The following is a 19,086-nucleotide window of genomic DNA, read 5'->3' on the forward strand; positions in this document are numbered from 1 at the left end:
CGGACCCTGTTCCGCCAGGTTCCGTCCGAGAGGAATACCCCAGGGGGGTATGTTGTTGGAGGTGGGGAAGAGTTCACGAAGGTCAGGAGAATTCGATGCGCTTGTTCGCGATCCGCGACTTCCGCCACCTGTTCAGTGCGCAGATTATCGCTCTGTTCGGGACGGGGTTGGCGACCGTTGCCCTCGGCCTGCTGGCCTACGAGCTCGCCGGCCCCAGCGCGGGGGCCGTTCTCGCGACGGCGCTGACGATCAAGATGGTCATGTACGTCTTGATCGCTCCGCTGGCGGCGGCCTATGCTGACCGCCTCCCGAAACGGATGTTCCTGACCGTGCTCGACGTGGTGCGCGCGATGGTGGTGCTCGCGTTGCCGTTCGTCACGGAGATCTGGCAGATCTACGTCCTCATCGGTGTCTTGCAAGCAGCCTCCGCGGCGTTCACGCCGACGTTCCAGGCAGTGATCCCCGATATCGTGGCCGAGGAGTCCGACTACACCCGGGCGCTGTCCGCGTCGCAGGTGGCTTACACGATGGAGAGCCTGCTCAGCCCAGTTCTGGCGGCGGTGGCACTGACGTTCATGACGTTCAATTGGCTGTTCGTGGGCACCTCGGTGGGCTTCGTGCTCTCCGCCGTCCTGGTGCTCTCGACTCGCATCCCGAATGCGGCACCGAGTGGGCACGCGGGTGCGTGGAACCGGGTCACCTCGGGCGTGAAGGTCTTCTTCAGTGCTCCTCGTCTGCGTGGCGTCATGGCACTGAACGTGGTGGTCGCCGCAGCTGGATCGATCGTGGTGGTCAATACGGTCAACTACGTCCGAGATCAACTGGGCGGCACGCAGGCCGATGTCGCCTGGATGCTCGCAGCTTCCGGCGGCGGCACGCTGTTGGTCGCTCTGTTCCTCCCGCGCGTGCTCGATCGGATCGCCGAGCGGGTCGTGATGATGACCGGTGCCGCGGTCCTACTTGCCGGTGTGCTGGCGGCCGTCGCAATGACCGCCATCCAGGCGGCTTCCTGGATGATCACGGCACCGATCTGGGTCGTCATCGGCGGCGGAATGGCCTTGATCGTCACGCCCACCGGACGTGTCATTCGAGGTTCGGTCGCGAAGCGCGAGCTCCCGGCGGCCTTCGCGGCGCAGTTCTCGCTGTCGCACCTGGCTTGGCTCGTCACCTACCCGATTGCCGGATGGGTCGGCACAGCGTCCGGCTTCACTCTCGCCTGGTCGATCCTTGCGGCTCTCGCCATCACCGGCGCCATCACGGCGCAGATGCTCTGGCCCCGCGAGAAGAGAACGAAGGCCATCGTCGCCGGTAGTGACGCAGAAACGGCGACGGGCGACCTGGCGCTCCGTGATGAGACCGAAGCCGCCGAAGGCACCCTCGCGGCATCCCAGTGCTCCTGCGCACGCACCGCATAAGCGCGCAGGCGGCGGGCGGAACGAATGGTTCCGCCCGCCGGCGTGTCGTGCTCGCCGGGGCGCCGGCGATCCAGCCTGTCGATCAGGAGCGAATCGGCGCCCGCTGGTGCAGCCGAGGTATCCAGTCGCGGACGAGGCTGGCGGCGTCGATCCCGGTGAGTGCGACGGGGATATCTCCGAGGTAGTGAGCCGTGAGCAGCGGGTCGGTGGAGACGAGTCGCGTGCTCGTGCCCAGGGCGGGGTGGCCGACGCCGGTGAGGGTATGCCCATGGATGCGTGCAGAGAACGCTGAGGACGGTAGGTATATGCCGGGGTCGTCGGCCTGGCCGACGTCGTGCAATAGGGTTCTGGCGGCGTGGATGCCCTGGGCTACCGAGTCGTCCCAGTGATCAACTCGGTACGAGCCGTGGCGGGGATAGTGGTGCACGGCGACGCCGCCGGCGGCGTAGATGCGCTGACGCGGGGCGACCATGAGCCGCATGCGGCTGTCGACGGCGATGCCCTCGGGTCCGCTCCAGGGTGCCGGTGCGGTGGGAACGGTGCCGTGGGCGACGATCGCCAGGTCCCCTTCGGCTCGCGGGCCGTCGTCGAGGACGACGGTGATGCGGTCGGCGTGGGTGCGGATCGCGGTCGGCGTGCGTCCGAGGTAGGCGGCGTGCTGCGGCAGATGCAGGTTGAGGAGGCTTCTGGCGGTCTCCTCTCCGAGGGCGCGGGCACCAGGCAGCAGCGATCGGGTGATCAGGGCGACATCATGCCCGGCGTCGGTGAGGAGCGAGGCGGTCTCCGATGCGACGAGGCCTCCGCCGAGCATCAGCACACGGGCAGGGTGCGTGGTCGCGAGCAGGTCTCGGACCCGGATGGCATCCGCGATCGAGTGCAGGGCGGTGAGCCGCCCGGCACTGAGAGCTTGGTCTCGGCCGAGGATCGTCTCATCGAGGGTCCATGGCCGACTGCCGCTGGCAATAATGAGCGCGTCGTAGGTGCGTGACTGCCCGGAGTCAAGGTGTACGTCCCGACTCCGGGGGTCGATGCCGCGCACCGTATCAGCGATCGTCTCCACTCCGGCGGCTGGCAGGGCGGTCTGCACGGGTTCAAGCAGACCGATGGCCACGCCTTTGTTCACGAGCGTCCGGTTGTACGGCTGTTCACCACTGCGGGTGAACAGGTCGACTTCGATGTCGACCCGCGAGGCCTGCAAGGTCTTCGCAGCGGATGTTCCCGCCGCGCCAGCGCCGATGATCCCGACCTTCATCGCGTTCCTTCGTCGGGGCCGGTCTGGGTGAAGGCCGGCAGCAGGATCGCGTCGATAAACCAGGGCGCATCATCGGGGTCGATGCGGCCGGTGCGCACTTCCTCGGCGGCGCCGTTCATCACCACGTGCGTGGTGGTCAGCAGCCAGGACACCGGCAGGTCGGCGCGGAAGGCGCCTTCGCGCTGGCCCCGCAGCAGCAGACCGCGCATCCGGGCCTCGGCCTTCTCGTGCATCTCGCGGATGCGGGCGGCGGGGAGCTCTTTCTGCGCTGCGGCGAGCAATGCGCGGGATTGATCGACCAGGACCCAACTAGAGGCGACGAGCCGCCCGAACGCTTCGCGTGCATCGCCGTCGAGGGGCACTTCGCGCAGCACGTCTTCGCCGCGTTCCAGGCTGTCGACCAGCGCAGCCTCGATGAGTTCGGCGCGGGTCTGGAAGTGCCCGTAGAGCGTCACCCGGCCCACGCCCGCCTCGGCGGCGATATCGGCGACCGACGCGTCGGGGTTCTTGCGGATCGCCGTGACCGTCGCGGCCAGAATCTTCGCCCGGTTGCGCTGTGCATCGGCGCGTTGGTTGGCCGCCCGGTTCGCTGTCGCCGGGCTGCGCCGAGCGCTACCGGTCGCACTGGCCTTCTTCGTCGGCATGCTCCACCTCTCAACTCGTACGGGAATGTATGAGATAGTGTAGCTGTTACAACCTGTACACCGATGACCGAGTTACGTGTCGTCGCCCGACCGGCGGCGGGGCGAAGGAGAGGGGCGACACGGCCATGAACACGACACGCACGACCACGGGAGGTGCGACATGAGCAACACGAGCACTCCTGCGCCCAAGGCAGGGGCGAAGCAGTGGTGGGGTCTGGCGATCTTGGTGATCCCCTCGACGCTGCTCTTCATGATGCTGACGATCCTGTTCCTGGCCGCCCCGAACCTCGCCGCGGACTTGAACCCGACGAGCACGCAGCTGCTGTGGATTCTCGACATCTACGGCTTCGTCATGGCCGGGTTCCTGGTCGCGATGGGCGTGCTCGGTGACCGGGTGGGCAAGCGGCTGCTGATGGTCATCGGTGCGATTCTGTTCGCCGCGGTCTCCGTCGCCGCGTCGCTGACCACGATCCCCGAGCTGATGATCGTCTGGCGCGCCGTCCTCGGACTGGCAGCGGCGATGATGGTGCCCGCGACGATCGGTCTGATCTTCGTGCTCTTCGCCGACGCGAAGCAGCGCGGCGTCGCGATCGGCGTCTGGGCCGGTGGCATCTCAGCCGGCGTGGCCCTCGGCCCGCTGCTCAGTGGCCTGCTCTTGGAGACCTTCGGCTGGCAGGCAACCTTCCTGGTAGCGGTGCCGATCATGGCGATCGTCGCAATCGGTGCACCGCTGCTGGTTCCTGAGCACCGCGACCCGTCGGCGAAGATCGACCTGTTCAGCGCCTTGCTGCTGGTCGGCGGGCTGCTCGCAATCATCTACGGCATCAAGCGCTTCGCAGCCCAGGAACCCGCATTGCCCTCGATCGGCCTGCTCGCTGTGGGCGCGTTGATCGGACTGTGGTTCGTGATCCGGCAGTTGCGAGCCGAGAAGCCCCTGCTGGACGTGCGCCTGTTCGCCAACCGCACCGTCTCCGGGGCGTTGGCCGTGTTCCTGCTGTCGGCGGCGGCACTGGGTGGCGTGTACTCGCTTTTCACCCAGTACCTCCAGCATGTGCAGGGCCTCTCGCCGCTCCAGGCCGGGCTGGCGATCCTGCCCGCCGCGGCGGTACTGATCGTCGTCTCCACCCTCTCCCCGGTGCTCGCGCGGAAGTTCCGTCCGGGGAACGTGATCGCGATCGGCCTGCTCACCCAGGTCGTCGGCTACATCCTGTTCACCCAGCTCGACGCAGGCACCGGCCTCGCGCTGGTGATCGCGAGTTTCATCATCACCTACCCCGGCGTCGCGCCCTCGATGGCACTGACGACCGACCTCGTGGTGAGCTCGGTGCCACCGGAGAAGACGGGCGGCGCCTCGGGGCTCGCGACCACCGCAAATGACCTGGGCATCTCGCTCGGCATCGCGGTCATCGGTAGCGTCGGCATCGCCACCTACCGGGGCCGCATCGACGGAAACCTGCCCGAGGGCCTCTCCCCGGAGGCCACGGCAGCCGCCTCGGACAGCATCGACGGCGCGCTCGCGGCCGCGGCCAATCTTCCGGGTGCGCTGGGCGAGCAACTGGTGAGCGCCGCGCAGGCAGCCTTCGCGGGCGGGATGAACATGGCCGCCGTCGCCTCGGCCGTCATCGCCGGTGTGGCCGCGATCATCGCCGCGACCCGTCTGCGCCACATCCGCCCCACCGGCGAAGCGCAGCAGTCCACCGAAGAAGTTCACACCAACTAGGAATACCCCTAGGGGGTATCGTGTTGGAGAAGTCATACCCGAGTGAAGGAGTTGGAATCATGACCACGACGACCGAGTACCAGGTGACCGGGATGAGCTGCGGGCACTGCGAGACCGCGATCCGCAGCGAGGTCTCCGAGATCCCCGGTGTGACCGGCATCGATGTCAGCGCCCAGACGGGTCGCCTGGCCGTGACCGCCGAGCAGCCGGTGGACGACGCCGCGGTGATCGCGGCGGTTGATGAGGCTGGCTACGCAGCCGTCAGGAGCTGAGATGAAGGCACCTGTACGGCTGGGCCTGTACGGGCTGGTCCTCGTGGCCGTGTTCGCCGTGGCTGGATTCACGGCGAACGCGGTCGTCCCCGAGGAGACCGTGCAGAGCTGGGCAGAAGACACCGCAGACACCACGCACCACGAGGAAGGAGACGCCATGAACGGCGACGAGCATGAAGGACACAATGCCGGCGCATCGTCGCTGGGCCTGGGCCTCGCTCAGGACGGCTACCAGCTCACCACGGTGACCGCACCGACCGCCACCGGAACCGAGGGCGAGCTGGCGCTGACGGTCACCGGACCCGATGGCAACCCGGTTACCGATTTCGAGCTGGAGCATGAGAAGGAGCTGCACCTGATCGCCGTCCGCGCTGACGGGCAGCGCTTCCGACACGTCCACCCCGAGATGGACGACAACGGCAGGTGGACGATCCCCTGGCAGTGGGATGCCGCGGGCTCGTACCGAGTCTTTGCGGACTTCGTCCCGGCCGACACCGGGGAGGGCATCACGCTCTCGACCTCGGTGCAGGTGGCCGGCGACTACGAGCCTGCACCGGCGACCGGGCCGGTCACCGAGACCACCGTCGACGGCTTCGACGTTGCTGTGGAGGGTGATCTTGTCGCCGGCTCCGCGTCGGAGTTGACGATCACCGTCACCCGTGACGGCGAGCCGGTCACCGCACTGGAGCCGTACCTGGGCGCGTTCGGGCACCTTGTCGCCCTCCGCGATGGCGATCTCGCCTACCTGCACGTCCACCCGCACGGCGACGCGCCCGAGGCCGGCGAGACCTCGGGGCCGGAGATCGTGTTCGAGGCCACCGCGCCGACGCCCGGTCGGTACCTGCTGTTCCTGGACTTCCAGATCGACGGCGGAGTTCGCACCGCGCCGCTGGTGATCGACACGACCACCGGTGCGGCCGAGAACGGCGCCGGACATCCCGGAGGCGAGCACTCCGATACCGAGTCGGGCACCGGGGAAGAGCATGAGGAAGGGGCAGGCCATGGCCACTGACCAGACCACTGGCACCGGTGTCGCCCGTATCGAGTTGCAGATCGGTGGCATGACCTGCGCTTCGTGCGCGAACCGGATCGAGAAGAAGCTCAACAAGCTCGACGGCGTGACCGCGAGCGTCAATTACGCGACTGAGAAGGCCAGCGTTACCGGCACCGACCTCGACGCCGATGCCCTGATCGCCGAGGTCGAGAAGACCGGCTACACCGCCGCGCTCCCGAAGCCCGCGAAGGGCTCCGGCGAAGGCTCGGACGAGGAGGGCGAATCCGCCGAGGACGCCGAGCTGCGCACCCTGCGTCAGCGGCTGATCGGCTCCGCGGTGCTGGCGGTGCCCGTCATCGCGATGGCGATGATCCCGGCCTTGCAGTTCGACTACTGGGGCTTCGCGTCCCTGGCGCTGGCCGCCCCCGTGGTGGTGTGGGCGGGCTGGCCGTTCCACAAGGCGGCCTGGATGAACCTCCGTCACGGGGCGGCCACGATGGACACGCTCATCTCGGTCGGCACGACCGCCGCGATGATTTGGTCGATCGTCGCCCTGTTCTTCGGCACTGCCGGCGACCGCGGAGTCGTCCACCCGTTCGAGTTCACCATCTCCCGTTCCGACGGGCTCGGACACATCTATCTCGAAGTCGCCGCCGGGGTGATCACCTTCATCCTGCTCGGCCGCTACTTCGAGAAGCGCTCCAAGCGCCGCGCCGGGGCCGCCCTGCGCGCCCTGCTCGAACTCGGCGCGAAGGAAGTCTCCCTCCTGCGCGACGGGCAGGAGCAGCGGGTCTCCATCGACGAGCTGACGGTCGGCGATGAGTTCGTGGTCCGGCCGGGTGAGAAGATCGCCACGGACGGCACGATCACCTCGGGCAGTTCCGCGATCGACGCTTCCATGCTCACCGGCGAATCCGTGCCCGTGGAAGTCGGTGAGGGCGATGCCGTCACCGGCGCGACCGTCAACGCCGGCGGCCGCCTGGTCGTGAAGGCCACCCGCGTCGGTTCGGATACCCAGCTCGCACAGATGGCGAAGATGGTCGAGGACGCCCAGTCGGGCAAGGCAGAGATCCAGCGCCTCGCCGACCGCGTCTCCGGGGTGTTCGTGCCCATCGCCATTGCGGTTGCTGTTGCCGCCCTCGGCGCGTGGATCGGGGCCGGGTTCCCGCTCTCGGCCGGCTTCACGGCCGCCGTCGCGGTGCTGATCATCGCGTGCCCCTGCGCGCTCGGGCTCGCGACGCCGACGGCGCTGCTGGTGGGCACTGGACGGGGTGCGCAGATGGGCGTGCTCATCAAGGGCCCCGAGACCCTGGAATCGACCCGCAAGGTCGACACGATCGTGCTGGACAAGACCGGCACGGTCACCACCGGCAAGATGACGCTGACCGACGTGATCACCGCGGACGGCGTGGACCGGGCCGAGCTGCTGCGCCTCGCGGGCGGGCTGGAGGACTACTCCGAGCACCCCATCGCGCAGGCCATCGCCGCCGGCGCCACCAGCGAGGTCGGTGACCTGCCCGCCCCCGAGTCGTTCGAGAATATCGAGGGCAAGGGCGTGCAGGGCGTCATCGGCGGCCACGCCGTCGTTGCCGGGCGCGAGTCCCTGTTGGCGGACTGGTCGATCCACCTCGATGAGCGCCTCCGGGCCGCGAAGCAGGCGGCAGAGTCCGAGGGCAAGACTGCGATCGCGGTCGGCTGGGACGGACAGGCGCGTGGCGTGTTCGTGGTCTCCGATCAGGTCAAGCCCACCAGTGCGCAGGCGATCGCCCAGTTCAAGGAGCTCGGCCTGACCCCGGTGCTGCTGACCGGTGACAACCAGGCCGTGGCCGAGCAGGTGGCCGCCGAGGTCGGCATCGACCAGGTGATCGCCGAGGTGCTGCCCAAGGACAAGGTCGATGTCGTCGCACGCCTCCAGGGCGAGGGCAAGGTCGTGGCGATGGTCGGCGATGGCGTCAACGACGCTCCCGCGCTCGCGCAGGCCGATCTGGGGCTCGCGATGGGCACCGGCACTGATGTGGCGATCGAGGCCGCCGACATCACCCTGGTACGCGGCGACCTGCGCGCCGCGGCCGACGCGATCCGGCTCGCTCGGCGCACATTGCGAACGATCAAGACGAACCTGTTCTGGGCCTTCGCCTACAACACCGCCGCGATCCCGCTCGCCGCCTTCGGGCTGCTCAATCCCATGCTCGCGGGCGCGGCCATGGCCCTGTCGTCCGTGTTCGTCGTGAGCAACAGTCTGCGGCTGCGGACCTTCAAGGCCCGCGCGGACGACACCAGCGCTCCGGCACCCGCCGGATCGATGCCGGCTCGCGAGCCGGTGAATGCCTGATCCATCCGTCATCGACACAACACGAAAGGAAGCACGATGACTGCACACGAGAACCTGAACCTGACCGACACCTCCTCCGGCGGTGGGAGCTGCTGCGGACACACACCCAGTGAGGAGGCCATCGCTCAGACTCCGGCCGAGGAGATGACCGAATGCAAGGTGATGGCCGGCACCCCGGTCGTCAAGGCGCAAGCGGAGGAAGCCGGTCTCTACCGCGACTACCAGGGCCAGCGGTACTGGTTCTGCTGCGCCGCCTGTGGACCCCTGTTCGACGCTGATCCCGACCGCTACGCGAACGCCGCCTGACGGCATCTGGTTCCGCGCTCCCGTCGAGCAGACGTGCACGGGAGCGCGGAACCTTCGCCCCGGTCTCGCATCTGGGCTGGGGTGACGAACGAAGGAGACGAGACCATGAGCAACGATCCCTCGACACGATCGCACGCGCATCCTGAGCACGTGGACGTTCAGCACGCGCACCACGACGAGCCGAACACCCACGCGGGTCGCCACTCTCACGACCACCCCGAGGGTCACGGCGAGGCTTCCGGCCGCCACGACAGCCATGACGCCCATGCGCACCACGAGGGTCACGGCGGACATGATCACGGACATGCCGGTCACGGAGATCACGTCGGGCAGTTCCGGCGCTTGTTCTGGATCATGCTCGTTCTCGCCGTGCCGGTCGTGGGTTTCAACGACATGTTCGCCCATCTCATCGGCTACCACCTGCCCGAAGCCGCGTGGGTTTCGTGGGTGTCGCCGATCCTGGGCACCGTCGTCTACTTCTGGGGCGGCTGGCCCTTCCTGACGGGCGGGCTGAGGGAGATCCGCTCCCGCAAACCGGGGATGATGCTGCTGATCGCCCTGGCGATCACCGTCGCGTTCCTCGCGTCCTGGGGCGCGAGCCTGCGCATCCTGCACCACGAGTTGAACTTCTGGTGGGAACTGGCGCTGCTGGTGGTCATCATGCTGCTGGGCCACTGGATCGAGATGCGCTCGCTCGCCCAGACCACCTCCGCGCTGGACTCACTGGCCGCGCTGTTGCCCGACGAGGCAGAGAAGGTCGAGGGCGACGACGTGGTGAAAGTCGCTCCTGCTGATCTGGCCGTCGGCGACGTGGTGATCGTCCGTCCCGGTTCCTCGGTGCCCGCCGATGGAAAGATCGTCGACGGGTCGGCATCGATGGACGAGTCGATGGTCACCGGCGAATCCAAGACGGTGCGGCGGGCGACCGGCGATCAGGTGGTCGCCGGCACCGTGGCCACCGATTCCGGACTGCGCGTCGAGGTCACCGCCACCGGCGACGACACCGCTCTCGCCGGCATTCAGAAGCTCGTCTCCGACGCTCAGGCGTCCTCCTCCCGCGCGCAGCGGATCGCCGACACCGCGGCCGCGTGGCTGTTCTGGTTCGCCCTGGGCGCTGGCCTGATCACCGCCGCCATCTGGTCGCTCGTCGGCCTGCCCGATACCGCCGTGGTCCGCACGATCACCGTGCTGGTCATCGCCTGCCCGCACGCGCTCGGCCTGGCGATCCCGCTGGTGGTGTCCATCGCGACCGAACGCGCCGCCCGAGGCGGAGTGCTCATCAAGGACCGTCTCGCGCTGGAGTCCATGCGCACCGTGGACGCGGTGCTGTTCGACAAGACCGGCACCCTCACCAAGGGCGAGCCCACCGTCACGGCCATCGACCCCACCGACACCCGGACCGAGGACGAGGTGCTGGCGCTGGCCGCCGCCGCGGAGGCCGACAGCGAGCACCCGCTCGCCCGCGCCATCGTCGGCGCCGCTCGCACCCGGGAGCTCGACGTGCCCGCGGCCTCGGATTTCTCCTCTTCCCCGGCTGTCGGTGTCAAGGCGACCGTAGATGGAACCGTCATCGAGGTCGGCGGACCGTACCTGCTCGATCAGCACGAGGCGGACGAACTTCCCGTCGCCGACACCTGGCGCGAGGAAGGCGCGATCATCCTGCACGTACTCGCCGACGGCGAGGTCATCGGCGCCCTGCGACTGGCCGACGAGATCAGGCCCGAGTCCCGCGAAGCCGTCGACGCACTCCACGCCGCCGGGGTGCAGGTCGTGATGATCACCGGCGACGCCCAGGCCGTCGCCGACACGGCCGCGAAGGATCTCGGCATCGACCGTGTCTTCGCCGGGGTGCGGCCGGAGGACAAGGCCGCCAAGGTCGCCGAACTCCAGGGCGAGGGCCGCAAGGTCGCCATGGTCGGCGACGGCGTCAACGACGCCCCGGCGCTCGCCCAGGCCGACGTCGGCATCGCGATCGGAGCGGGCACCGACGTGGCGATCGGATCGGCCGGCGTCATCCTCGCATCCTCCGATCCCAGGTCGGTGCTCTCGGTCATCGAGCTCTCCCGGGCGACGTTCCGGAAGATGAAGCAGAACCTGTGGTGGGCCGCCGGCTACAACCTCCTCTCGGTCCCGCTGGCCGCTGGCGTCCTCGCACCGATCGGGTTCGTCCTGCCGATGAGCATCGGCGCGATCCTCATGTCCGTCTCCACCGTGGTCGTCGCCCTCAACGCCCAGCTGCTACGCAGGCTCGACCTCACTCCGCAGGCCAGCACGTCCAGAATCCTCGACCGCTCCGCGTGAGGGGTCATCTATCCGCAATTATCCGTTAGGAGGACACCTGACATGGACACCTTGACTGACACGGCCGCTCAGGTCGCTCACGGTTACATCACCGAGAAGGATCGCTACCTCGCGAGGCTCAAACGCATCGAGGGCCAGGCCCGCGGCATCCATCGAATGGTCAGCGAGGATGCGTACTGCATCGACATTCTCACCCAGATCAGCGCGATCACCTCAGCACTGGAGAACGTCGCTCTCGGCCTGCTCGATGACCACCTCAAACACTGCGTCGCCGGAGCCATCCAGCACGACGGCGCCGAGGTCGAGGTGAAACTCAAGGAAGCCTCCGACGCCATTGCCAGACTCGTCAAGTCCTGAGGAGGAACGTCATGAGCATCATCGGCCGCGCGCTGCGATCCACACTCGACACAGGAGAAATCAGCGTCTCGGTAAGTCGCTGCTGCGACGCCGTGAAATGGGTCATCACCGCATCGACGAAGACGCGTAGCAGTCGCCGATAACGTCGGCCTGATTCCGTTCCCGGCATCACTCCCGGCATCACGAAAAGCGCTGGGGGCCGACATGACGCCTTACGACCCCTTGCTCGCTCGGACACGTACGATCCATCGCCCGATGGGTCCCGTTGCCTACGACTGCGTGAAACTCATCGTGATCCGGTCGGGGTCGGCGATCCTGTTCAGCGAGTTCGGGGAACGACCAGTCAGACCCGGTGACGTGGTGCTGCTCGGGGCCAATGTGCTCTGCAGGTCGGAACCGGAAGGACACGTCACGGTCACCACGATCTACGCCGACACCGACTTCCTGCTAGATCAGCTGTTCTGGCAGCACGCCGACGTGCTCCGCGACCGCCTCGACGCGCAAGGCTTCGCTGACACGATCTACACCGAACCAGCGCAGATCCTCCACCTCGGGGAGGACCGCTCGGGAATGTTGATGCCCTGGTTGGATGAGCTCGTCGCGCTCAGTGTCGATGGTGCCTACCGGGAGCGGTTCCATCGGATGCAGGCGTTGTGGCACGCAGTCATCGACCAGGTCGCTCCATTCATTCGCATCACTCCGTACCGGACTTCGCCGCACCAGCGGGCACGGGTCCGACCTGCCTTGCCCCGGGATCGCCGGTTCACGCCGCTGCGGGCCGAAGCCAGGCAGGTTCGCGATGCTCTGCACAGTGACATCGCTCGGGGTTGGGAGCTATCGGAACTGGCAGGCATGGTGCATCTGTCCACGAAGCAACTCAGTCGCGTGTTCGTGGATGCCTACGGCAAGACCCCGTTGACGTATCTGACGATGCTGCGAGTCGAGGAGATGGCCCGCCTGCTGCGCGAGACCGACCTGACGATCGAGCAGGCCGGACGGCGGGTCGGGTGGCGGTCCCGGAACAGGGCGTCGGCGGCGTTCCACGAGTGCGTCGGGATCACGCCCAGCCGGTACCGGGCGATGCGCTCCACGAGCGGCGGGGTGCCCACGAACGGGACGTCGGTGCCCACCTAAACGACCCCATTCCAGGCCGTCGCGGCCACGGCGCTGGCGGTGCTGGTAGTCCGGACTGTCCAAACGTCAGGTGCCTCCGAGTTCCTGCCGGCCAACTTACCGTTCCACTGTTCGCTGACCGTCTCGACACTCTCCGGATACACCTGGCTCACCTCGCAGGTGCAAGACCAGCCGCCCACACCCCGGGTGGCTGGTCTACCGGGAGGAGGCCAGACCAATGGCGACGCGGGAGGAAGCCCGCCAGAAGCGGGAAGAGAAGCTCGACGAGCTCCACGAGAAGCTCACCGGTGCGGTCGAGCAGCTCGTCACGGGCGAGGACTGGACCGATGCGCTCCGCTTCGCCGCCCGGTTCCGGTCTCGCTCGTTCAACAACGTCCTGCTGATCTGGGAGCAGCATCAAGCGGCGTTCGAGCAGAGCCGGGTGCCCGAGCCGTTCCCCACCTATGTCGCCGGATACAAGCAGTGGCAGCAGCTCGGCCGGCAGGTCGAGAAGGGCCAGCCCGGGTATCAGATCCTCGCCCCGGTCACGGGCCGGTTCGCGTCCGCGAACCCCTCAGACCCGGCCTCCTGGTACCGCCTGAATCGCGGTGAGAAGCCGAAGCCGGGCGAGGTGGTGCGCTCGCGGATGGTCGGCGTGCGCCCCGCCTACGTCTGGGACGTCTCGCAGACCGCCGGCGAGCCGATCCCAGAACCGCCGTCGCCGACCTTGTTGGAGGGCGAAGCCCCCGACGGGCTCTGGGACGGGCTCGCGCAGCAGGTACAGGCGGCGGGGTTCGAGCTGATGCGGGTGCCGCATGAGGGGATGATCCATGGCTCGAATGGTCTGACGGATTTCGACGCGAAGACGGTCGCGGTGCGGGAGAACATGGACCCCACCGCCCAGGTCAAAACGTTGGCGCACGAGCTCGCGCATGTGCTGATGCACGACCCCGACCAGGAGGATGCCCGCCAGCATCGCGGGATCGGCGAGGTCGAAGCCGAGTCCGTCGCGCTGATGATCGGCGCCGCCCACGGAATGGACACCACCGGCTACACGATCCCGTACGTGGCCGGATGGGCGGCAAACGTGAACGGCAAAGAGCCGGTCGAGGTCGTGCAAGCCACCGGTGAGCGGGTACGGAAGACCGCGGCAGGGATTCTCGACCTGCTCGACACCGCTCAGGTGCCCGACGGCACCCCGCCGAGCCTGGTCCGCGACGGCCCCGCCCGAAAGACGGCGGAGCAGGATGCGCCGGCCCGTTCGCCGGAGCGCTCGCGGGGGCGGCGAGTCGAGCCGCTGCCGGAGCCCGCGCGTGGCCGTGAGCAGGTGGGGGCTGAGGGGCGGAGGCTGTGATGAGCAGCCCGAGCCGGTTCACCGAAGCGGTGCGGCGGATGGATGCCTTCTGGCCACTGCCAGATGCCGCCGCGGCGTTCGCGGCGGCTGGGGTCCCGGTGTTTCCGTGCGCGCCGGGCGGTAAGCAGCCGATCACCCGCCGCGGGTTCCACGACGCAACCACAGACCGGACACGGGTGCGGGCGTGGTGGTCGCGGTTCCCGGCCGCGAACATCGGAATGCCCACCGGCGCCGCCTCCGGCGTGGTGGTCGTGGACGTAGATGTGCATGGCGTCAACGGCTACGAGGCCTTCGGCCGAGCGCGCCGGGCGGGGCTGGTGAACGGGTGGGAGACGCTGGTGCGCTCACCGACCGGGGGCCTGCATATCTACTATCCGGCAGGGACCGGTGAGCAGCCGTCGTGGCAGGCCGGCAAAGCCGGGATCGACTTCCGCGGGGATCGCGGCTACATCATCGTGCCGCCGTCGCGCCGCCTCGTCGATGGCGACGGCGTGCTCTATCGCCCCACCAGGTTCGCTGCGGCGGACGGCCGGCTCCTGGACGCGGGCCGGCTGCGTGAGTTCCTCGATCCGAAGCCGCCGCCCCGCCCGCGCCCGAGCGCGGCGGCCGCGGACTCGGAGGCGATGGTGGGCCGGTTGGCGGCGTGGGTGGCGCGTCGGCAGGAGGGCGAGCGCAACGCCGGACTGTTCTGGGCCGCGTGCAAGCTCGCCGAGAACGGCATGCCCCGAGACGACGCGTTCGAGGTACTGGGCGCCGCAGCCTCGCAGGCCGGGCTGGCCGAACGAGAGATCACGACGACCGTCCGCTCCGCCTACCGCGCCGTGGGCACCACCACCTCTGCCACCTCTGCTGTCTCTGGAGCCGGCCGGGGTGCCGGGTCGCAGTTCAGGCTCTCACACCCGGTCGTGCGGGCGGCACCAGCCAGGGGGCTGTCATGACGGCCGTATCGGGCCGCCGGTGGGCGGTGGTCGCGGCGGCATCGGGCACGGTGCTGATCGGCGGCGGCGCGTTCTGGCTGAGCTTCACCGCGCTGGCCGATCTCGCGGTGCGCTCGGGCATCGCCGCGGGGCAGGCATGGATCTGGCCGCTGCTGGTGGACGGGCTGATCGTGGTCGCCACGGTCGCGGTCGTCGCCCTCGACGGGCACCGCTCGGCCTGGTATCCGTGGGCGCTGCTGATCGCCGGCGCGGGAATGTCGGTGACCGCGAACGCCGCCCACGCGATCGTCGCCGCGACCGCGTCGGTGCCGGCCCTGCTGGCCGCCATCGTCGCCGCGGTACCGCCATTGGTGCTGTTGGCGTCCACGCACCTGACCGTCGTCCTCACCCGCTCCACCAAGACCACGACCATCGAGTCTCCCGCCACTGAGCCGCCCGTCACTGGACCGGCTCTGATCGGCACCGTGAGCACGGGCCGGACGGGGCACGCCGATCCGGCTCAGCCGCCCGAGCTGTCCGAGCATGCTGAGCTGGTCGCCGCTGGCGAGCCAGAGACACGACCGCCAGCGCTGCCCGAGCCGCAGAACGAGCCCCAGGACGAGCCAACTCCGAAGCCGTCGTCCGGCCCCGATCCCACCGAGCCCGCACCGTCGGAGCCTGTGCGGCGTGAGCCCGAGTCGACTGGCGGCCCGAGGCGGCGTGAGCGTGCCGTGGCGCTGCGGGAGGCGGGGTGGTCGAACAAGGCGATCGCTCGCGAGCTCGGGGTGCACGCCTCGACGGTGGGCCGCTGGTTCCCCCGCACCAGCAGCGGCGAGTCAGAGACCGAGATGAAAGAAGAACACAAGGAGAAGGAGTCCGATCATGAACCCCAACGAGCATGAACACGAGCAGGAGCAGGCCGCCCGGCACGAGACACCGAACGCGGGGGCACGCCCTGACCCGGTGGAGGTGACGGGAGCGCCGGAAGCGATCCAGGCCGCCGACGTCGACCGCAGGAATCCGATCACCGAGGGCGCTGACCCGAAGCGGCGGGCCCGCGGGGTGGATTGGGTGCGCTCGTCGGACCTGTTGGCCCGCGGCAGCGGGGTCGCTTCCCGTCTGGCGATCGACTTCGAGGCCCACCTGGCCCAGAAGGCGCATGACCCGCTCGCCCGCGGGGCGCAGCGACTGGGTGAGCGGGTGCGGGAGCTGCCGCCGCTGTCGGCGTTCGGACGCGGCACGAGCCATGAGGGTGCCGGGCGTGGCCCGGTCGGGATGAGCTGAGGTGACCGGCCATGACCACCGTCAACGACGACACCGAACGCCGCGCTCCGGGCGCCGGAGCCACTGCGCGCACCTGCTTGCCAGGAGGTGCCAGAACCATGACCACAACCAACACCACGACGACCACTCCGCACGAGGAGTTCACGACCAGTGCCGGGCTGCGTGCCCTGCTGCGGCGGCTGCACGAGGCCGGCGAGCGGGCATGGGCAGCTGATCCGGTCGCCGCGGAGCTGATGCGCTTCGCGGCTGAGAAGTATGGCGCTCTGGCGCGCAAGCACGGGCTGGACCCGTGGGAGGCGGCCAGCGCGGCGTTCGATGTGATGCGCACCCGCTCCGCCCGTGACGCACACGATCCGTGGGGCGTGGTCACGCACGCGGTGCGGATCACCTGCATCGCCGAGGAACGCGCCCAAGGGCTACTGTGCTCGACTCACCAGGCCAGGCGCCCGCATATCTCCGCGTTCCACGACGCGGAGCGGATCTCCGACCGTGAGACGCCGCTGCCGGAGTATCACCCAGCGTTCCAGGTCACCGACCCCGAGCCCGACACCGACGCCGCAGGCGGCGACGCCGGCAACGGAAGCGGCGGCGGTGGTGGGGTGCAGGCGTCGATGTCGGCGTCCTCGGCGATGGAGGACGCGATCGCGCTGGTGACGATGCTCGGCTGGGAGCCGGCGACCGCGCGGGCGTCGGTGGAGCATATCTGCGGCGCTTTGGCCAAGGCCGGGGCGCGGCATACCGCCTACGAGAACCTGCGCCGTGACCAGTACGCCCGCGCGCTGCTCGATCTGCCGGCCCGCTCCTGGACGGGCCTGCTGAAAGCACTGCTCGGGAACCCGCACCCGGGCCTGGCGGCGACCAGCGCCGGGCGGGGCGTGCTGCTGCGGCTGCTGATCGGCGAGACCCTCCCGGTGCTGCTGCGCGATGACGACCTCGTGCTCACCGTATGCCTGGCCGCGCCCGACCGAGGCCGCAAATAGTCCAGGCACGCAACGTCGAGTGGACAGGTCGAGAGGGGGTGAGTGGTGATGGGGATCGAGTTGGAGCGCACGGTCGATTCGATCCAGGTCGGCACCCGCCACCGCACCGATCTGGGCGATATCGAGGCGCTGGCCGAGTCGATCCGCCAGCACGGCCTGTTGCAGCCGATCACCGTCACCACCGACGGGGTGCTGGTGTGCGGGCGGCGCCGACTCGCGGCGATCAGGCTGCTGCGCTGGCGCACGGTCAGCGTCTGGGTCCGCCGGGGTGTCTCGGATCGACTCGGGCATCTGCTGGCCGAGCAGGACGAGAACGTCCACCGCAAGCCGCTGACCCAGCTCGAAGCCGCCGCCCTCTACCGCGAACTCAAACAGCTCATGGCCGAGGACGCCGAACGACGCGATGCCGCCACCCGGTTCTCCAGCGAGAATCAACCCGGAAGCGACGGGGGTGCAAAATTTGCACCCCCGTCTCTCGGGCCGGTCGGCAAGACCCGCGAGCAAGCCGCAGCAATGATCCCCGGCGGCGCTTCGCACACGACGTTGGAGAAGATCAACCAGGTCCAGCGCGTCGCCGACGACCCCACCGTCGCGGAGTCGTTGCGTGAGCAGGCCGCAACGGAGCTGGCAGGGATCGAGGCGGGCGGGCCGGTCGACCCGGCCTACCAGCGCGTGCGCGCCGCCGTCGCCGAGGCCGAGCAGGCCCGGCAGTCCGAGCTGCACGCGCTGGCCGAGGAGGCCGTCGCCCGCGTCACCGAACCCAGCCGCAACAAGAAGCGCAAGGACAAAACCGCCGAGTCCGCGCCCGCGCAGGTGCCGGGACGGTGGCCGGTGACGGCATTCGTGCAGACCTGGACCTCGCTGACCGACTGGTGGACCCACTACGACCCCGCCGACCTCGCCGAGGAACTCACCGACGAACAGGTCACCATCTTCCTGAACGTCGCCGAGGGTACCGCCACGTTCGCCGACCTCCTGCGCCCCCTCCTCGGCATCGACCCCGACGAGACCGGCGATGATGCCGCCGTCGGCGAGATGACGGCACAGCCCGCGGCCGACGGCGACACGGGAACGGCGCGTCGGCACCTGCGCGCCCTGTAACCACGAATCGCGAGCCCGGCCCCGCCGTGTGCGTGTGGGGCCGGGCTCGTGCACCTGGGCGGCATGAAGACCTCTGCTGACACCCCTTCCCGCAAGCGCCTGATCGTCCTGCTCGCCGCGGGTCTGACCGTCCTGATCCTCGCCGGGGTCGGGATCTACGGGCTGATCCAAGGCCCCCGCACCGGCCCACCCTCCGACAACGACGACTCTCCGGCACCGACCGCTCCGTCGGAAGACGGCCCGGCGCTCCCGGACCGGATCGCGCCGGTGGTTCCCAGCAGCGACCCGGAGACCTTCGCTCGCAACGTCGCGACCGCGGTGTTCGCGTGGGATACCGGGGCCGGGTTCATGCCGCTGGACTACACGGCGGTGTTGATGGAGGTCGCCGACCCCACCGGCACCGAGCAGGCGGGCCTCGCATCGGATATCGCCGCCTACCTGCCCACCCGCGACGCGTGGCTCGAGTTGCGCCCGTACGCCACCACCCAGCACCTGGAGATCACCGACGCGTTCGTGCCGGACGACTGGGCGAGTGCGCAGGAGCAGGCGCGGCCGGGGCAACTCACGCCGGGGACGACGGCGATCACGATCGAGGGCATCCGCCACCGCGCAGGGGTCTGGAACGACGAGCCCGTCCAGGCCGCGCACGAGGTGGCGTTCACCGTGTTTGTGATCTGCGAGCCCGCCTACGACACCTGCCACCTGCTGCGCCTGTCCGAACTCGACAACCCCCTGCGCTGACCG

Annotated in this window: 18 protein-coding genes; 16 read left to right on the top strand and 2 right to left on the bottom strand. The window is 69.0% G+C overall.

Annotated elements, in window-relative coordinates; genetic code table 11:
- The first annotated feature begins 95 nt into the window (after positions 1 to 95).
- Entirely contained in the window at positions 96 to 1,415 is a 1,320-nt protein-coding gene (locus J4H92_RS14425) for an MFS transporter (RefSeq protein ID WP_208098883.1), read from the top strand.
- An 82-nt stretch (positions 1,416 to 1,497) separates the two neighbouring features.
- Here the strand turns inward: J4H92_RS14425 and J4H92_RS14430 are convergent, their stop codons facing one another.
- Entirely contained in the window at positions 1,498 to 2,667 is a 1,170-nt protein-coding gene (locus J4H92_RS14430; RefSeq protein ID WP_208098884.1) for an FAD-dependent oxidoreductase, read from the bottom strand.
- Entirely contained in the window at positions 2,664 to 3,311 is a 648-nt protein-coding gene (locus J4H92_RS14435; RefSeq protein ID WP_208098885.1) for a TetR/AcrR family transcriptional regulator, read from the bottom strand. Before J4H92_RS14435 ends, J4H92_RS14430 begins: the two co-directional genes overlap by 4 nt.
- Before the next feature lie 160 nt (positions 3,312 to 3,471).
- Between J4H92_RS14435 and J4H92_RS14440 the strand changes: the two genes are divergently transcribed.
- The 15 genes from J4H92_RS14440 to J4H92_RS14510 all read left to right on the top strand — a co-directional run bounded on the left by J4H92_RS14440 (position 3,472) and on the right by J4H92_RS14510 (position 19,083).
- Complete coding sequence (locus J4H92_RS14440; RefSeq protein ID WP_208098886.1) at positions 3,472 to 5,031, top strand: MFS transporter; 1,560 nt, start codon at positions 3,472 to 3,474, stop codon at positions 5,029 to 5,031.
- A gap of 59 nt (positions 5,032 to 5,090) precedes the next feature.
- Entirely contained in the window at positions 5,091 to 5,303 is a 213-nt protein-coding gene (locus J4H92_RS14445; RefSeq protein ID WP_208098887.1) for a heavy-metal-associated domain-containing protein, read from the top strand.
- 1 nt (position 5,304) lies between these two features.
- Positions 5,305 to 6,315, top strand: a complete 1,011-nt coding sequence (locus tag J4H92_RS14450) for a heavy-metal-associated domain-containing protein (RefSeq protein ID WP_208098888.1) — start codon at positions 5,305 to 5,307, stop codon at positions 6,313 to 6,315.
- The gene (locus tag J4H92_RS14455) at positions 6,305 to 8,629 is read left to right on the top strand and encodes a heavy metal translocating P-type ATPase (protein ID WP_208098889.1); all 2,325 of its coding nucleotides are present in this window, start codon (positions 6,305 to 6,307) and stop codon (positions 8,627 to 8,629) included. Before J4H92_RS14450 ends, J4H92_RS14455 begins: the two co-directional genes overlap by 11 nt.
- A gap of 36 nt (positions 8,630 to 8,665) precedes the next feature.
- The gene (locus tag J4H92_RS14460; RefSeq protein WP_208098890.1) at positions 8,666 to 8,935 is read left to right on the top strand and encodes a YHS domain-containing protein; all 270 of its coding nucleotides are present in this window, start codon (positions 8,666 to 8,668) and stop codon (positions 8,933 to 8,935) included.
- Positions 8,936 to 9,040: 105 nt separating this feature from the next.
- A complete protein-coding gene (locus J4H92_RS14465) occupies positions 9,041 to 11,236 on the top strand; it encodes a heavy metal translocating P-type ATPase (protein WP_243752419.1) in 2,196 nt (731 codons plus the stop codon).
- 42 nt (positions 11,237 to 11,278) lie between these two features.
- Positions 11,279 to 11,593, top strand: coding sequence for a metal-sensitive transcriptional regulator (locus J4H92_RS14470; protein WP_208098891.1), 315 nt, complete (start codon positions 11,279 to 11,281; stop codon positions 11,591 to 11,593).
- A 279-nt stretch (positions 11,594 to 11,872) separates the two neighbouring features.
- Entirely contained in the window at positions 11,873 to 12,727 is an 855-nt protein-coding gene (locus J4H92_RS14475; RefSeq protein WP_341783124.1) for a helix-turn-helix domain-containing protein, read from the top strand.
- A 217-nt stretch (positions 12,728 to 12,944) separates the two neighbouring features.
- Positions 12,945 to 14,060 (top strand): ArdC-like ssDNA-binding domain-containing protein, encoded by a 1,116-nt coding sequence (locus J4H92_RS14480; RefSeq protein WP_208098893.1) that lies wholly within the window; start codon positions 12,945 to 12,947, stop codon positions 14,058 to 14,060.
- Complete coding sequence (locus J4H92_RS14485) at positions 14,060 to 14,998, top strand: bifunctional DNA primase/polymerase (protein ID WP_208098894.1); 939 nt, start codon at positions 14,060 to 14,062, stop codon at positions 14,996 to 14,998. Before J4H92_RS14480 ends, J4H92_RS14485 begins: the two co-directional genes overlap by 1 nt.
- On the top strand, positions 14,995 to 15,879 hold the full coding sequence (locus J4H92_RS14490) for a DUF2637 domain-containing protein (RefSeq protein WP_208098895.1): 885 nt from the start codon (positions 14,995 to 14,997) through the stop codon (positions 15,877 to 15,879). The genes J4H92_RS14485 and J4H92_RS14490 overlap by 4 nt, the downstream gene beginning before the upstream one ends.
- Positions 15,860 to 16,261: a hypothetical protein gene (locus tag J4H92_RS14495; RefSeq protein WP_208098896.1), complete on the top strand. Its 402-nt coding sequence runs from the start codon at positions 15,860 to 15,862 to the stop codon at positions 16,259 to 16,261. Before J4H92_RS14490 ends, J4H92_RS14495 begins: the two co-directional genes overlap by 20 nt.
- A gap of 98 nt (positions 16,262 to 16,359) precedes the next feature.
- Complete coding sequence (locus J4H92_RS14500) at positions 16,360 to 17,241, top strand: hypothetical protein (RefSeq protein ID WP_208098897.1); 882 nt, start codon at positions 16,360 to 16,362, stop codon at positions 17,239 to 17,241.
- A 48-nt stretch (positions 17,242 to 17,289) separates the two neighbouring features.
- Entirely contained in the window at positions 17,290 to 18,342 is a 1,053-nt protein-coding gene (locus J4H92_RS14505) for a ParB/RepB/Spo0J family partition protein (protein ID WP_208098898.1), read from the top strand.
- Positions 18,343 to 18,405: 63 nt separating this feature from the next.
- Positions 18,406 to 19,083 (top strand): flagellar basal body-associated FliL family protein, encoded by a 678-nt coding sequence (locus tag J4H92_RS14510; RefSeq protein ID WP_208098899.1) that lies wholly within the window; start codon positions 18,406 to 18,408, stop codon positions 19,081 to 19,083.
- Positions 19,084 to 19,086: the final 3 nt, after the last annotated feature.

Source organism: Leucobacter weissii (genome assembly GCF_017565745.1).
Classification (GTDB): domain Bacteria; phylum Actinomycetota; class Actinomycetes; order Actinomycetales; family Microbacteriaceae; genus Leucobacter; species Leucobacter weissii.

Excerpts from the sequence above, each read along its gene's own strand:
- J4H92_RS14445 (WP_208098887.1), top strand. The coding sequence starts at position 5,091 with ATGACCACGACGACCGAGTACCAGGTGACCGGGATGAGCTGCGGGCAC.
- J4H92_RS14450 (WP_208098888.1), top strand. The coding sequence starts at position 5,305 with ATGAAGGCACCTGTACGGCTGGGCCTGTACGGGCTGGTCCTCGTGGCC.
- J4H92_RS14440 (WP_208098886.1), top strand. The coding sequence starts at position 3,472 with ATGAGCAACACGAGCACTCCTGCGCCCAAGGCAGGGGCGAAGCAGTGG.
- J4H92_RS14510 (WP_208098899.1), top strand. The coding sequence starts at position 18,406 with ATGAAGACCTCTGCTGACACCCCTTCCCGCAAGCGCCTGATCGTCCTG.
- J4H92_RS14480 (WP_208098893.1), top strand. The coding sequence starts at position 12,945 with ATGGCGACGCGGGAGGAAGCCCGCCAGAAGCGGGAAGAGAAGCTCGAC.
- J4H92_RS14495 (WP_208098896.1), top strand. The coding sequence starts at position 15,860 with ATGAACCCCAACGAGCATGAACACGAGCAGGAGCAGGCCGCCCGGCAC.
- J4H92_RS14425 (WP_208098883.1), top strand. The coding sequence starts at position 96 with ATGCGCTTGTTCGCGATCCGCGACTTCCGCCACCTGTTCAGTGCGCAG.
- J4H92_RS14505 (WP_208098898.1), top strand. The coding sequence starts at position 17,290 with ATGGGGATCGAGTTGGAGCGCACGGTCGATTCGATCCAGGTCGGCACC.
- J4H92_RS14460 (WP_208098890.1), top strand. The coding sequence starts at position 8,666 with ATGACTGCACACGAGAACCTGAACCTGACCGACACCTCCTCCGGCGGT.
- J4H92_RS14490 (WP_208098895.1), top strand. The coding sequence starts at position 14,995 with ATGACGGCCGTATCGGGCCGCCGGTGGGCGGTGGTCGCGGCGGCATCG.
- J4H92_RS14455 (WP_208098889.1), top strand. The coding sequence starts at position 6,305 with ATGGCCACTGACCAGACCACTGGCACCGGTGTCGCCCGTATCGAGTTG.
- J4H92_RS14430 (WP_208098884.1), bottom strand. The coding sequence starts at position 2,667 with ATGAAGGTCGGGATCATCGGCGCTGGCGCGGCGGGAACATCCGCTGCG.
- J4H92_RS14465 (WP_243752419.1), top strand. The coding sequence starts at position 9,041 with ATGAGCAACGATCCCTCGACACGATCGCACGCGCATCCTGAGCACGTG.
- J4H92_RS14435 (WP_208098885.1), bottom strand. The coding sequence starts at position 3,311 with ATGCCGACGAAGAAGGCCAGTGCGACCGGTAGCGCTCGGCGCAGCCCG.
- J4H92_RS14500 (WP_208098897.1), top strand. The coding sequence starts at position 16,360 with ATGACCACAACCAACACCACGACGACCACTCCGCACGAGGAGTTCACG.
- J4H92_RS14470 (WP_208098891.1), top strand. The coding sequence starts at position 11,279 with ATGGACACCTTGACTGACACGGCCGCTCAGGTCGCTCACGGTTACATC.
- J4H92_RS14485 (WP_208098894.1), top strand. The coding sequence starts at position 14,060 with ATGAGCAGCCCGAGCCGGTTCACCGAAGCGGTGCGGCGGATGGATGCC.